Below are 13833 nucleotides of genomic sequence, written 5' to 3' on the forward strand. Positions count from 1 at the left end.
GGGGAACAAGTATGGTAGAAATGTTACCTTTAATCAAAATAGTTCCTGAATACAATTTGACTCTTGATCCATCAACTGGTGCTATTGGTGCTGCTCTTGGTAGAGATGTTGTTATTGTATCTTTGGATGATATAAATACAGAAATTGATACTTTAGAAGTTGCTGCAGATGAATTAATTAATTCTTTGGATCCTACTTCTGTTCCAGCTGATGCATATCCTGGAAGAGAAGGTACTTTTGAAACTGCAGGTTTACTTACTAATGTAGCTTACGGGTTTGTAATAGGTCTTATTATTTTAGTTGCTGCAATTCCTATATTAGCTAGTGTGGGGGTTTTATAGATGGCTGATAAAAAAGCACCAGCAGAAGGCTGGCCTATTGTTAATGGTGATTACATCGCAGGAGATCCTGAAAGCCCTGTAGCAGTGACTACACTCGCTTCACATAATGAAGACATTGCAGCTGCAGCTGGAGCTGCTATCTCTGGACCATGTAAAACTGAAAACCTTGGTATTGAGAAAGTTGTGGCTAATGTTATTTCCAACCCAAATATCAGATTCTTGATATTATGTGGTGCTGAGGTACAAGGACACATTACTGGTCAAAGTTTTGAAGCGTTACATCAAAATGGTGTAGATCCTGATAAAAGAAGCATCGTAGGTGCTACTGGAGCTATTCCTTATGTTGAAAATATTCCTGATGAGGGAATTGAAAGATTCCAACAACAACTTGAAATTGTCAACTTAATTGATGTAGAAGATGCTGCTGCAATTGAATCTAAAGTTAAAGAATGTATTGAGAAAGATCCTGGTGCATTTGAAGAAGAAGCTTTAGTTATTTCTGTTGATGATGATGGTGGCGACGATGACGATGATGGTGAAGAAGTAAGACCAGTTGCTGCTGAAACTGCATTAATTGAAGCACGTATGAGAAATATTCAAACACAGGTTAAGCTCATTGGAGCTGTTCAAAGAACATTTTCTGGAACCTTTGGTGGAAAAGTACAAGGTATTATTATTGGACTTGTTTTCACTTTAGTAATCGGAGTATTGTTCCTTTTCATCTAGTAATAGGAGGTTTTATTAATGGTTAAATTTTCTAACAAACCAAATGTGAGAGGCATTAAAAGTGTCACTGAAGATACTAAATATAAATCTCAATTGATTGGAAGAGAAGGACGTTTATTTGCTGGACTGATTTCAACAAGAGTAACTGGAATTACATATGGCTTACTCATTGCTTTTGTCTTAGTTGTTGTAATACCATTTTTGGTAAAATTAGTTGCATAAAGAGGTGTTATAATGTCTGATGAAAATTCCGTACCTCGAGTACTTGTCTCTGCAGACGACTTCAACAAAGCTAATGAAAGATTAGATGGTGTTGAAGAAAAAGTTGAATTTACTGTTGGTGAATATTTTCAACGTTTAGGTCAACAATTAGGTAGAGATATTGGTATTTTGTATGGTATAATAATAGGTCTTATAATTTTGATTGTAATTTTTAAATTCCAAATATTTCTCTAGACGGAGGTTTTTTTAATGTTTAGATTTGATAAAGAACAGACTGTATTGGATATTGCAGGTGTTAAAATTGGAGGACAACCTGGTGAATATCCTACTGTTTTAGCAGGAACCATCTTCTACGGTGGACACAATATTATTAGTGATGATAAAGCAGGTATATTTGATAAAGATGCTGCTGAAGAAAGAATTAAAACAATGGAAGAGATGTCCGATGTTACAGGAAATCCTTGTTTAATCCAAGTTTTCGGACAAACTGAAGAAGCTTTAGTAAAGTACTTAGAATTTGTAGGAGAATTGAGCGACAATCCTTTCCTTATAGATTCTACTTCTGGTGCTGCAAGAGTTGCTGGTGCAAAATACGCAACTGAAGCAGGATTAGCTGATAGAGCTATCTATAACTCAATCAACATGGCTGCAGAAGCAGACGAAATCCAAGCTGTTAAAGAATCTGACTTAACAGCTTCTATTGTATTAGGTTTCAATCCAATGAATCCAACTGTCGATGGTAAAATTGGTATATGGGAAACTGGTGACGGAACAATCGATGAAGGTTTACTTCCTATGGCTGAAGCTTGTGGAATCGATAAACCTTTAATGGATACTGCTGTAACTCCACTTGGTCAAGGTGCAGGTGTTGCTGTAAGAACTTCTTTTGCTGTTAAAAGTAAATGGGGTTTACCAGTAGGTTCTGGTATACACAATGTTCCATCTGCATGGGACTGGTTAAGAGGATACAAAAAAGAGCACAAAGAAGCATGGCCTGTTTGTGATATAGGTTCTAACATTGTTCAACAAATGGCTGGTGGAGACTTCGTACTCTTCGGACCAATAGAAAACGCTAAAATTGCATTCCCTGCATGTGCTATGGCTGATATTTTCATAGCTGAAGCTGCAAAAGATATTGGTACTGAATCTGTTGAAGGTCACCCAATCTTTAAAATGCTTTAAGTATTTTAACCATTTATTTAAATTAAAAATGATAAGTGTTTTATACACTTTATTTATTTTTTTATTTTCATTTTTATTTTTTATTTATTTTTCAACTTATCTCAATCATATGAATTAATGTAATAATGTTCATTTTTTTCACTTATCTCAATCATGGATAAATTATAATGTATATTATTTATTTTCAAAATATCAATCATGGATAAATTATAATGTATATTATTTATTTTCAAAAATATCAATCATGGATAAATTAATGTGTATTCATTTTTTATTAAAAAACTATATATGTCAAAAAACTATATTATATGTTAATAACATATCTTTAATGGCTTATAGTTAGTAGGTAATAGTTAATAACATATCTTTAATGGCTTATAGTTAGTAGGTAATAGTTAATAACATATTTAATGATTTATAGTTAATAGGAATATAATAATATTTAATTTTAGGAAAATATAATAATTAATATTTAATTTTTATACTGGTGAGTGATATGTTTTTTGGTATAGAAGGTACATTTGGAATTGTTCTTGCAATTATAGTGTTTATAATTTCTTTAATAATCGTTTTAAAGTCTGCAGACTTATTTATTGACAATAGTGTAATTGTAGGGAAAGCTTTAGGTGTATCACAAATAGTTTTAGGAGTTACAGCTGCAGCAGTTGGAACTTCATTACCTGAATTTGGATCATCTGTTATAGCTGCTATAGGTGGTAATTCTGCATTAGGACTCGGAGTTATTGTAGGAGCAAACATTTGGAATATTGGAGGAATTCTTGCATTGACTGCATTAGTAACAGGAGCAATTATCTCAGATAAAAAATCAATTAATCGTGATGGAGTAATGTCAATCATCACAGGTCTTATTTTATCAGTCATAACAGTATTTTCACTTTATTTTGTAACAGGAGAGAGAATAATATCTATTGTTGGCGCTATTGCAATGATAATAGCTTATATTATTTATTTAAAAATATTAATTAATAATAAAGAAGATTCAAACGAATCTAATGTTGTTAATACTCATTGTAATAATGATAATAAAGATGGATCTATAATTGAAGATATTGATACAAATATAGAAGAAGAAAAACAATCTACTGGTAAAAATGTTCTACTTTTAGTTATAGGACTCATTGGTTTAGCTATTGGATGTAAGCTTCTTGTTTCAAGTGTTGAGTATTTTGGTGAGATCTTAAATGTTTCTAATTTAATTATGGGGATGTTTGTTTTAGCACTTTTTACAACATTACCTGAATTTTATGTTACATTGTCTGCTGCAAGAAAAGGACTTTATGACATATCTATGGGGACTATTTATGGAAGTTGCACATTTAACATACTTGTTGGTTTAGGTGTTCCATTGTTACTTGGTCCTGTTCAAATAGATGCCATATCTGTTTATTTCGATCTTCCATTCATGCTGTTGATTTTCGCAGTATCTTTAATCATAATAAAGTTAAAAGGATATAAATTAACAAGAGTCTATGGTGCCATTCTTTTTGCAATATATGTTCTTTATGTATTAATAAGGCTCTTTGTTATGCCAATGATTTTTGGTTAATTGTCTATTAATTTAAATATCTTAATTTTTAATAAATTTATATTTAGAGGTTTAATATGTATAAAAAAGTTTTAGTTCCAATTGTTGGACAATACGATGAAGAAATAGCTAAAAATACTTTGGATTTAATTGATGATAGAGATGTTGAAGTGATCATTTTATATGTTATAGATGTTCCAAGTTCTTTCCTAATATCTAAATCTGTTAAGGAAACAATCTTTTCTGAATTAAAATCAAAAGGTAAAATTTTCTTAAATAACTTTGAAGATCTTCTTGATTTGGAAAATAATTCTCATATTACTACTAAAAAGCTTTTAAATGAGGGCAATGCTGATGAGAAAATTGTAGAAATAGCTAAATCCGAATGTGTTGATGTAATTGTTATGGGAACTGGTAAAAACATTATAGATAAGCATATTTTAGGTAGTGTTTCGGAAAAAGTTGTTCATCATGCTCCATGTACAATACATCTTGTTAGAACAATAACTAATAAGACTTGTAGTGTTGAATAGCTATGAAACATTATTTAATGTATATTAATTATTATTGCCTGAAAAATAAAGAATTATTTTATTAATTCAAATTTTTTTATTTATTTTATTTTCTTATTTTTAATTATTCTATTAATATTGTTTTTACATTGTTATTTTTAATTATTCTATTAATATTGTTTTTACATTGTTATTTTTAATTATTCTATTAATATTGTTTTTACATTGTTATTTTTAATTATTCTATTAATATTGCTCTAATTAATATCTAAACTTTAAATAAAGTACAGTATAATAGATTATTGTAAATATATTTATTATTATTTGATGAAAAATTATTACTTATGGGGTAGTATTGTTTTTCATTTATGTACTGATTGTTTTTCATAAAAATATATTAATTAGGAGGAATATAAATTAGGAATGTAAAAAATAAGAGGTTAAATCCTTTGAATGATTATCTTTTTAAAAAGACTTTTGGAGAAATAGAGCAAGAAGAAAATTTAAAATACCTTTTAAATCTAATTTTAGGTAGATCTAGGAAAAATAAGATTATAGAAGTTGAAATAGTTGAATCTACAATTAGTGGAAAACTTCACAAAAATAAGAAATCCATCTTAGATGTAAGGGCAAAAACTAAAACAGAAATCTTCAATATCGAAGTACAACTACAAAAAACAGCGATGGGTGATAGAAGTATATTTTACTCATCACAAATCATGTCTTCATCAATTAACTCAGGAAAAGAATATATAGAAATGCCCAAAGTCATAATGATAAACATCTTAGGATTTGAAAACAAAGAAAGTCGAAAATTCATAAGAAGATACCTGTACTTAGAAGAAGATGAACTACTATTATTTACAGATAAACTAGAAACTTATGAAATTGACATGATCAAATTTAGAAAGTTAAGAAACAAAGATATTAAAAATCCAACCCACCGACTACTTATGTATTTGGATATTGAAACCCCAGAAAACATTATAAAGGAGTTGATTAATATGGATAAAGCATTAGCCAATGCACAAGCAATTGAAGAACATGTCACACAAACCCCTGAAGAATATAGAAAATACCAACAAATAGAAATGTACAAACACGATCAAGCTACACTGAAAAGAATAGCAAAAGAAGAAGGAATAGAAGAAGGTATAGAAAAAGGTAGAAATGAAGAAAAGTTAACAATAGCTGTTAATTTAAAAAAGCAAGGTTTAACACCTGAAAATATAAGTAAAGCTACAGGAATTCCAGTAACCGAGATTGAAAAATTATAAGAATTTATTATAATGTGGGGGGAAACAACTTATGTGGTCTTTAATAAACATAATATTCTTTAAAAATTCTTAGTTGAAACAAATTTCGACTAAAAAACATTTAACTTCTTTATTGAAATTTTTTATTTCAATTAGAAATTCCTTGAATTTTCTTTATTTTCATTTCAATAATTTTTGTGATGATTATGGGTTTCTTAATCCAATATTATGCTATCTTTAAATTAATGTCACTTTTTTATTTATTTTAGATGATTTTAATATATTTAATAACTGGTAAAATGTAGTAGGCTAACACTTACTTGATAGTGTATCTGAAGAAGTAATCCACTTTTGCAACTGGCTTTTATGACTCAATGTATATAGTATTAGTAAGAGAATTATAGAATAGTATAGTATCATTTGACAAATATTTTAATAACAAAGAAGGAATAATAAAAATAGAATAGTTAAATATTAATTTAGTAGCATTTGGAGCATTATTCAATTGCATCCAATTAATATTTAATAATAATTAATAACCATTACTAAGTAATTAATAGCGATTATATGAGGAGTTTGTATGTATAAAAATGTTATAGTTCCAATTATGGGAAATTATATTAAAGAAATAGCTGAAAGTACTTTAGATTTAATAGATGATAGAGAAGTTAATTTATTTATAGTTTATGTTGTAGATGGATCAGTACCTTTTTTAACACCAAAAACAATCAAAGAAGCAATGATTAAAGAATTAAAAGAAAAAGGAAGAGTATTCTTAGACGAATTTGAAGAAATTTTAGAATTAGAAAACCACTCTAATGTAAAAGCTAAAAAACTCTTATTAGAAGGGAAACCTGCAGAAGAAATAGTTAAAACAGCTGAAAAAGAGTGTGCAGATGTAATTGTAATGGGGACTGGTAAAAGCATAGTAGACAAACATTTACTAGGTAGTGTATCTGAAGAAGTAATTCATTTTGCTCCATGCACAGTACACTTAGTTAGAACAATATCTGATAAAACTTGTAGCTATTAAATAGCTGGTATGATTAATCAGAGATTTAATAAAATTTATATGTCCTTAAATAAATATTATATAATATATAATTAATTCCATATGATTTAATTAAGGATTAGGGATTTTCATGTCATTTATAAAAAAGATTTTTGGACTTGGTCCAAAGCCTGTTATTGCAGAAAGTCAATTTAAAACTATTAGTGATGTACAATCCAACGCATTTTCAAATAAAAGTGTTGGTGCAGGATATTCTATGAAACCTGATGTATATTACATTTCTGCATCTGTAGAATTAGGTAACACAACAACTAAATGTATAATAACAGCTACAAACTTGAATTATAGCTATAGCTATTTATTAAACAAAACTGTGAAGATGACCAGAGACATAAGACCTCCAAAAGAGGGTGAAGAGGTTTTTGGTAAAACAGTGTGGGATATTGAGTTAACTAAGGAATCTGTTTCTGAAATGGTAGCAAGCACTATTAAAGAATCTGTGGATAAAGCTAACATTGATATTGACAAAGATTTAGACTTTGTTGTTCGTTCTACTGGTGTTACAGCTGGATTTGCAACAACTGAAGAAGTTGGGAAATTAATAATAGCTTTAGCTGATGGGTGTTTAGAGGCAGGAATAGCTCCAAGTAAAATGGCTCCTGCAATGTCATCAAACTCACTTCCTGAGCGAATTAGAGATTACTCATTACTGGATATGGTGATGTTTGATGGTGCTGTTGTAAGTGTACTTCCACCAAAAGGTAAAGAAGTTGTAGCTAATGAAATGGAGGGGGAATTGGTTACTGCAGGGATTAAATTAGGTGCTAAATGGACTGATGTAGATTACAGAAATCCTTGTGTTTCAATAGACTTTGGATCTACACTTGCTGGTCGTGTTGTTAATGATGATGAACCTTATGCTCATACAATTGGAAATTTCTTAGGTTTAGCTGGTGTAATAGCTGATTCACTTATAAAAGGTACTAATCAAGTAGATAAAGAGGGTGGAGCAGCAATAGATCTTTATTCTGATAAAATTCTTAAAAAAGCAGACTGGAAAAAAGCTGCAGAATGGGCAGAAGAAGTACATAAGTTAATTGACATTAGAAAAGTTCCAATGGATGTAGATAGATTTGGAACAGTTCCATTAAATCCAAAATCAGCAGAAGAAGCAGGAACAACATTAATTGGTTGTGATGTTGGAATAAATGGTGATGGGTTAGGTAACCTAATGGATTTAGGTGGAGAAATATATGAAAGCCATGGAATAAGCACATTATTTGCAACAATGGATCACACCTCAGCATTAATAGTTAAAAGACTATTAGATGTAGCATTTAAAGAAAACATAATAACAGCGGGTTCTGCTCTTGGAATAACTGGAAGGGCAGGTATAACAGGTAAAAAACCAGAATTAATATTAGATTTAGTTAAAGACAAATTCGAAAATGTAATATTTGTTGATGATGGACTAGCTCTCGGAACCTCAATCATGGCAAGATGTATGAATTCAATGGGAACACCTAAAGCACCAATAGGTGGAAAACAAGGTGGACGATGTATCCTAACTGAAAGAGTAAAACTTCAAAAGAGATAATTTAAGTATATAACTATATAGGTTGTGTATATTATTGAGTTTGATGTTGAAGATATGGAAAATATTTTACTAAGAATAAGGGATAATGATAAAGTTATTATCATTGAATCTTCTCATTATCTGAAAAGAGTGCAAAGGGAATATTGTAGCTCTAAATTAACTCATATGTCTCTTAAAAATAATATTCCATTATATATAAATTTACCTAAGAAAAATAAGTTTAGAATAACCTACTCTCATCCAGAATCTACTAAATATAATCTTGTAATTGTAATGTTTCTAGAAAATCATAATGAAATAAAATTAATAACTACTTTTCCAGAATCAAAATCTAAACTAAAGGAGGATTAATCATGTTAAAAGAAAATAAAACATTAAAACACGAATATGATTCATCTGTCGATGCATTATACTTAGAAGTGAATAATTATCAAAATTCAAAAGCTATACCATTAAATGATGATGTTATAATGGATTTTACTCAAGATGGGGATTTTGCAGGCTTAGAGATATTAAATGTCTCTGAATTATTGAAAGTTACTGTAAAGAGTCTTGAAAATATTAATAATATCGATTTAACAGTGAAGGTTAATAAATACCAAATTTTAGTTAATGTTATTTTCACTTTACCTGTCCATGATCATGATGAGTTTAAAATAGCTAATGCTACCACTGTTAATGATAATAATGTTCCTGTTATGAACACTCAGTTAGTAACCGCCTAATTTGCATTGATTCAAATTATTAATATATTTAGAACTATTATGGGTTATTTAAAATGGTAATTGGATTAATTATGGCTGGAGGTAGAGGAAAACGTTTAAAATCAAAAACTGAAAAGCCATTATTTAAATTTCGTGATAAACCATTGGTTAGTTATGTTTTAAATAATCTTAAAAATTCTAAGAATGTTAATAAGATTTTAATAGCTATTAGTCCTAACACTCCTAAAACAAAGGATTACTTAATTGAAAATTATAATGCTTCAGATTTTTTAAAAGATTCTAATCATGAATTTTCTTACATTGATACTCCTGGAGATGGATATGTTGAAGATCTCTCATTTATATTGGATAAATTAGAAAATAATGGATTAAATGAAGTTATTCTAACTATTAATTCTGATCTTCCTTTTATATCTTCGGATACTATTGATAAGGTTCTTGAGGAATATTATAGTTGTGATGAAATAGCTATGAGTGTTTTTGCTCCTTTAACTATTTTTAATGATTATTCAATTGAACCTTCATTTGTTTTTGATGATTTGATTCCTTCTGGATTAAACATATTAATAAGTAAAAATATAATACAAAGTGAGAAGAAGTTAATTGTTCCTAACTTGGAACTTGCTTTTAATATAAATACTCTTGAAGATGTTGAAATAGCTAATAATCTATTAAATCAATAGGAATAACTAAATATACACTTAAATATAAATCATATACATGTTATCTAAATAGCTAACTATATAACTTATTAAGTTCATAAATATATAATTGGTGTAAATATGAAAACTATGAATATAAATGCAGAACCTAAAGCAACTCCTATTATGGAAGAAAAGTTATGGGGAGAAATTAAGACATACGAAGTAGCAACTAACAATGCTCGAAGATTAGGAATTCTTGAAGAATTAGTTATTAATGAAAAAAGTGGTAAAATCGTTGATATAGTTGTTCAAACAGAAAATGATAAAAATGTTCGCATTAAAGGAGCTAGAAAAGAAGGTAACATGTTATATATTCCTTTTGCTAAGGTCGAAAAAGTTGGAGAATTTATCATTGTTGCTGAATAGCTAACCATATAAATAAAATCATTAAATTGTTTATAAACACTTATTTAGCTATTAAACAATATGTTAATAGCTATTCATGCTCTTTTTACAATTTATTATTATATTGTCTTATCATATAATTAGCATATTTCTATTTTTTGTGTAAATAGTATATATTTCATTTAAAATAAGTTTTTAAATTATCTCAAAATTTATATACTATATGCTGTGATTGTTTAACTGATTTGTTGCACAGCCAAATATATAATATAATAAACTAAATAGCTATTGTTATTTCATCATAATTTAAATAAGGTATTTTACTATTTTTCCTTCCTTCTTTAAAGTTTATAAAACCATTTTCACTTAAATTTTTTATTTTTGGTTGAACTGTTGATATATCTTTATCTATTATTCTAGCTAATTCTCTAATTGACTCGGGGTTCTCCTTTTTTATAGTGTTTAATAAATTCAAATCTAAATCTGTTAATGATATCTCCCCTATTAGTCATTATACTATGTGTTTTTTTGTATTTTTTATCAGGATTTTTTAAATAATATTTCCAAGCTTCTAAATCGGAATAGTATAATACATTTTTTGTTCTCTCCCATTTTTCATTTAAACTATCAATAGAGCCATATTTATTTTCAAATTCCTTAATTACTTCTGTTCCTTTCTGTTCTTTAACTAAACTTATGATCATATTTTTATAGCTCCTTTATTAATTTGTTTATATCTAATCCTTTATTTTCATCAACATGCCTTATTACTCTCACATACGTTTTATCTACTGTTTTTGATTGTATTGTAAATTGTGTGGGATGATTTTCAGGATCAGGATGTATGGTTTTTTTTATCATGATAATCATCTATTATGATGTTATCAGGCATTATAATCACACTCCAGTTATCAGTATATGACTATACTTTATAAATTTCTTTATCATAAATTATTAGTTTTTCCTGTTTTTTCTTTCCATATGTTGCTATGTTTCTTAATTAATATACGTATTTCTTGTTTTTTAAACATCACATGGAAAATTAACTAAGTCAATAAAAATTCAATCATAGATTTTTATGGAAAAAATCATGTTTAAGATAATTTAAAGAACAATTAAGGGTTGTTTATAAAAAGTACAAGTTTTAATTTATTTAGACCAATTGAATAAACTTTAAAATCTTTCATTTTTGATTTTATTTTTTAATAGCTATTTAATCATAATATCTTTCTTTAATTAATTACTATTTCGTATAATTACTATTTATTTTAATTAACACAAACATTTATATATTATATATAATATATATTAAACTACTGAAATAATTTTATAAAATAATATGTTATTAACTATTATAAGAATTATAATTTTATGTTAAAGTCAACTGTTTCTAATTATTGTTGTATTATTATTATATATTATCTAAATAACTAATATTGGGGTTAAAAATGAGTAATCAAACAAATAAAACCAAATTAATAAATAAATCAAAAATAACAAAAATAGCACTATTTATTTTATTTTTCACAATAATATTCCTAGCTATTTCAAATATTAGTGCTGCTAACATATATGTTGCAACAAACGGTAGTGATGATAATTCAGGAGAAAGCATAGATGACTCTAAATTATCTATTAAAAATGCAACAGACACAGTTGGAAACAATGAAATCATATACATTGGAAACGGAACATACACAGGATCAAATAATAAAGGAATAAACATAACCAAAAACATAACATACATAGGAGAATCAAAAGAAAACGTAATAATAGACGGAGAAAGATCAGGAAGACTCTTTTACATAAGTAAAGGCTTAAACGTCACATTCATTAACATAACATTTATGAATGCTTATATTACTGGTACTAATAATAATGGTAGTGCTATTTATAATAATGGTTCTAAAGTTACAATAAATGGTTCTAGTTTTATAAACAACACTGCGTATAATGGTGGTGCTATTTATAACAACAATGGAACTAATTTCACTATAAATGAAAATACAAGTTTTATAAATAATTCTGCTAGTAGTTATGGTGGTGCTATTGCTAATACGGGTGCTAATTTTAGTATAGACAACAATGGTACTTTTGTTGATAATTCTGCTAATTATGGTGGTGCTATTAGTAATAGTGGTGTTAATTTTAGTGTAGGTGATAATAGTACTTTTGTTGATAATTCTGCTAGTAATTATTATGGTGGTGCTATTACTAATGATGGTGTTAATTTTAGTGTAGGTGATAATAGTATTTTTGTTAATAATTCTGCTAGTACTTCTGGTGGTGCTATTATTAATGGTGGTGCTAATTTTAGTGTAGGTAACAATGGTACTTTTGTTAATAATTCTGCTACTAGTGGTGGTGCTATTTATAATAATGGTGGTGCTAATTTTACTCTGGGTAGTAGTGGTACCTTTGTTAATAATTCTGCTAGTAGTTATGGTGGTGCTATTTTGAATAGTGGTGTTAATTTTACTGTGGGTACTGGTAGTGTTTTTGTTAATAATTCTGCTATTAATTCTGATGGTGGTGCTATTTATAGTACTGGTGTTAATTTTACTGTGCGCAATAATGGTACTTTTGTTAATAATTCTGCTAAGAGAAACGGTGGTGATATATATACTAGTACAAATTTAACTGTGAATTATAATCGTTTTTATAATAATACTGGTAATGCTCAAGTTTATGTGGCTGGTGGAACTGTTAATCTTAATTATAATTGGTGGGGAAATAACACAGATCCACGTGGAAACTCTGTATTAGGAACTGTAACTCTTTCAAATTATTTCATAGTGGATATTAATGTACTAAATATTGATTATTCTCAAAATACAACTACCTTAAATTATAGTTTCCATCTTAATAATAATGGTGCTTTTACTGTGGGCAATATTCCAGTTTTCAATGGTACTGTTAATGCTACTGATGGGTATGAGGATACTTATATTTCTAAGTTACCTGATACTTATGTTCTTAATTTCACTCCTGAAGTGGGTGAGCTTGTGACTTTCACTGTTGATGGATTTGTTTCCACTCTTTTTAATCTTTATGTTAATGCTACTGGTGGGAATGATGGTAATAGTGGAGCAGCATGGTCTGATGCTTTTCAGTCAATTCAAAAAGCTCTTGAAGTTGCAGGATATGGAGCAACTATCCATGTAGCTGGAGGTAATTACAATAACTCCAATGTAATCCTTCAAAACAACACTAACTTAACCATATACAGAAACATAACTATAATAGGTGAAACTAGCCTCAGCGGAGAAGAAGTAATATTAAATGCATTAAATAATGGAAGAATATTTTTCATTGCTAATGGTACAAATGTCACATTAATTAATTTAACTTTCACAAACGGTAAATTAACGGGTACTAATAATAATGGTGGTGCTATTTATAATAATGGTTCTAAAGTCACAATAACAGGCTTTAATTTCATAAATAACACTGCTTACGATGGTGGAGCTATTTACAACAATAATGGAACTAATTTTTTTATAAGTGAAAATACTAGTTTTATTAATAATACTGCTAGTGTCTCGACAATTTAATTTTTATGATATTCATATGTTAATATAATATTTGGATAATTTTTTATCAGCATCGTTTTTAGTGAAATTCCATTTTATTTTGCATTTATTTTTATTTCTATTATTCTTATA

The 13833-nt window shown here is 28.2% G+C and carries 18 protein-coding genes; 15 read left to right on the top strand and 3 right to left on the bottom strand.

Annotation, left to right across the window (positions count from 1 at the left end; all coding sequences use genetic code 11):
• Nucleotides 1-11 precede the first annotated feature (11 nt).
• From MBFIL_RS07080 to MBFIL_RS07145, 14 genes are all read left to right on the top strand, one after another.
• On the top strand, nucleotides 12-341 hold the full coding sequence (locus MBFIL_RS07080) for a tetrahydromethanopterin S-methyltransferase subunit B (protein ID WP_066972999.1): 330 nt from the start codon (nucleotides 12-14) through the stop codon (nucleotides 339-341).
• Nucleotides 342-1067: a tetrahydromethanopterin S-methyltransferase subunit A gene (gene mtrA / locus MBFIL_RS07085; protein WP_066973001.1), complete on the top strand. Its 726-nt coding sequence runs from the start codon at nucleotides 342-344 to the stop codon at nucleotides 1065-1067.
• 18 nt (nucleotides 1068-1085) lie between these two features.
• A complete protein-coding gene (mtrF, locus tag MBFIL_RS07090; RefSeq protein WP_066973003.1) occupies nucleotides 1086-1289 on the top strand; it encodes a tetrahydromethanopterin S-methyltransferase subunit F in 204 nt (67 codons plus the stop codon).
• A 12-nt stretch (nucleotides 1290-1301) separates the two neighbouring features.
• A complete protein-coding gene (mtrG, locus tag MBFIL_RS07095; protein WP_066973006.1) occupies nucleotides 1302-1523 on the top strand; it encodes a tetrahydromethanopterin S-methyltransferase subunit MtrG in 222 nt (73 codons plus the stop codon).
• 15 nt (nucleotides 1524-1538) lie between these two features.
• Entirely contained in the window at nucleotides 1539-2471 is a 933-nt protein-coding gene (gene mtrH / locus MBFIL_RS07100) for a tetrahydromethanopterin S-methyltransferase subunit H (RefSeq protein ID WP_066973007.1), read from the top strand.
• Between the two features lie 496 nt (nucleotides 2472-2967).
• Nucleotides 2968-4038: a calcium/sodium antiporter gene (locus MBFIL_RS07105; protein WP_066973009.1), complete on the top strand. Its 1071-nt coding sequence runs from the start codon at nucleotides 2968-2970 to the stop codon at nucleotides 4036-4038.
• A gap of 56 nt (nucleotides 4039-4094) precedes the next feature.
• Nucleotides 4095-4550, top strand: a complete 456-nt coding sequence (locus tag MBFIL_RS07110; RefSeq protein ID WP_066973011.1) for a universal stress protein — start codon at nucleotides 4095-4097, stop codon at nucleotides 4548-4550.
• A 428-nt stretch (nucleotides 4551-4978) separates the two neighbouring features.
• A complete protein-coding gene (locus tag MBFIL_RS07115) occupies nucleotides 4979-5806 on the top strand; it encodes an Rpn family recombination-promoting nuclease/putative transposase (RefSeq protein ID WP_066973013.1) in 828 nt (275 codons plus the stop codon).
• Nucleotides 5807-6365: 559 nt separating this feature from the next.
• Entirely contained in the window at nucleotides 6366-6818 is a 453-nt protein-coding gene (locus MBFIL_RS07120; protein WP_066973015.1) for a universal stress protein, read from the top strand.
• 109 nt (nucleotides 6819-6927) lie between these two features.
• Nucleotides 6928-8394, top strand: a complete 1467-nt coding sequence (locus MBFIL_RS07125; RefSeq protein WP_066973017.1) for a methanogenesis marker 14 protein — start codon at nucleotides 6928-6930, stop codon at nucleotides 8392-8394.
• 54 nt (nucleotides 8395-8448) lie between these two features.
• Nucleotides 8449-8745, top strand: coding sequence for a hypothetical protein (locus tag MBFIL_RS07130; RefSeq protein ID WP_157078718.1), 297 nt, complete (start codon nucleotides 8449-8451; stop codon nucleotides 8743-8745).
• 2 nt (nucleotides 8746-8747) lie between these two features.
• Nucleotides 8748-9119 carry a DUF2283 domain-containing protein gene (locus MBFIL_RS07135; RefSeq protein WP_066973021.1) on the top strand — a complete coding sequence of 124 codons (372 nt, stop codon included), beginning with the start codon at nucleotides 8748-8750 and terminating at the stop codon, nucleotides 9117-9119.
• Between the two features lie 53 nt (nucleotides 9120-9172).
• A complete protein-coding gene (locus MBFIL_RS07140; protein ID WP_066973022.1) occupies nucleotides 9173-9802 on the top strand; it encodes an NTP transferase domain-containing protein in 630 nt (209 codons plus the stop codon).
• Nucleotides 9803-9901: 99 nt separating this feature from the next.
• Nucleotides 9902-10189, top strand: a complete 288-nt coding sequence (locus tag MBFIL_RS07145) for a PRC-barrel domain-containing protein (protein ID WP_245637475.1) — start codon at nucleotides 9902-9904, stop codon at nucleotides 10187-10189.
• Between the two features lie 256 nt (nucleotides 10190-10445).
• On the opposite strand, the gene MBFIL_RS07150 is transcribed toward MBFIL_RS07145, so the two are convergent.
• Genes MBFIL_RS07150 through MBFIL_RS10630 form a run of 3 tightly spaced genes read right to left on the bottom strand, consistent with a single transcriptional unit; the run spans nucleotide 10446 to nucleotide 11029 of the window.
• On the bottom strand, nucleotides 10446-10643 hold the full coding sequence (locus MBFIL_RS07150) for an HVO_A0114 family putative DNA-binding protein (protein WP_066973024.1): 198 nt from the start codon (nucleotides 10641-10643) through the stop codon (nucleotides 10446-10448).
• Complete coding sequence (locus tag MBFIL_RS07155) at nucleotides 10597-10872, bottom strand: hypothetical protein (RefSeq protein WP_066973026.1); 276 nt, start codon at nucleotides 10870-10872, stop codon at nucleotides 10597-10599. The genes MBFIL_RS07150 and MBFIL_RS07155 overlap by 47 nt, the downstream gene beginning before the upstream one ends.
• A 4-nt stretch (nucleotides 10873-10876) precedes the next feature.
• The gene (locus tag MBFIL_RS10630) at nucleotides 10877-11029 is read right to left on the bottom strand and encodes a hypothetical protein (protein ID WP_157078719.1); all 153 of its coding nucleotides are present in this window, start codon (nucleotides 11027-11029) and stop codon (nucleotides 10877-10879) included.
• Nucleotides 11030-11616: 587 nt separating this feature from the next.
• Between MBFIL_RS10630 and MBFIL_RS07160 the strand changes: the two genes are divergently transcribed.
• Nucleotides 11617-13722: a beta strand repeat-containing protein gene (locus MBFIL_RS07160; protein WP_066973028.1), complete on the top strand. Its 2106-nt coding sequence runs from the start codon at nucleotides 11617-11619 to the stop codon at nucleotides 13720-13722.
• Nucleotides 13723-13833 lie beyond the last annotated feature (111 nt).

Origin of the sequence: Methanobrevibacter filiformis (assembly GCF_001639265.1) — an archaeon.
GTDB classification, from domain to species: Archaea; Methanobacteriota; Methanobacteria; order Methanobacteriales; family Methanobacteriaceae; genus Methanacia; species Methanacia filiformis.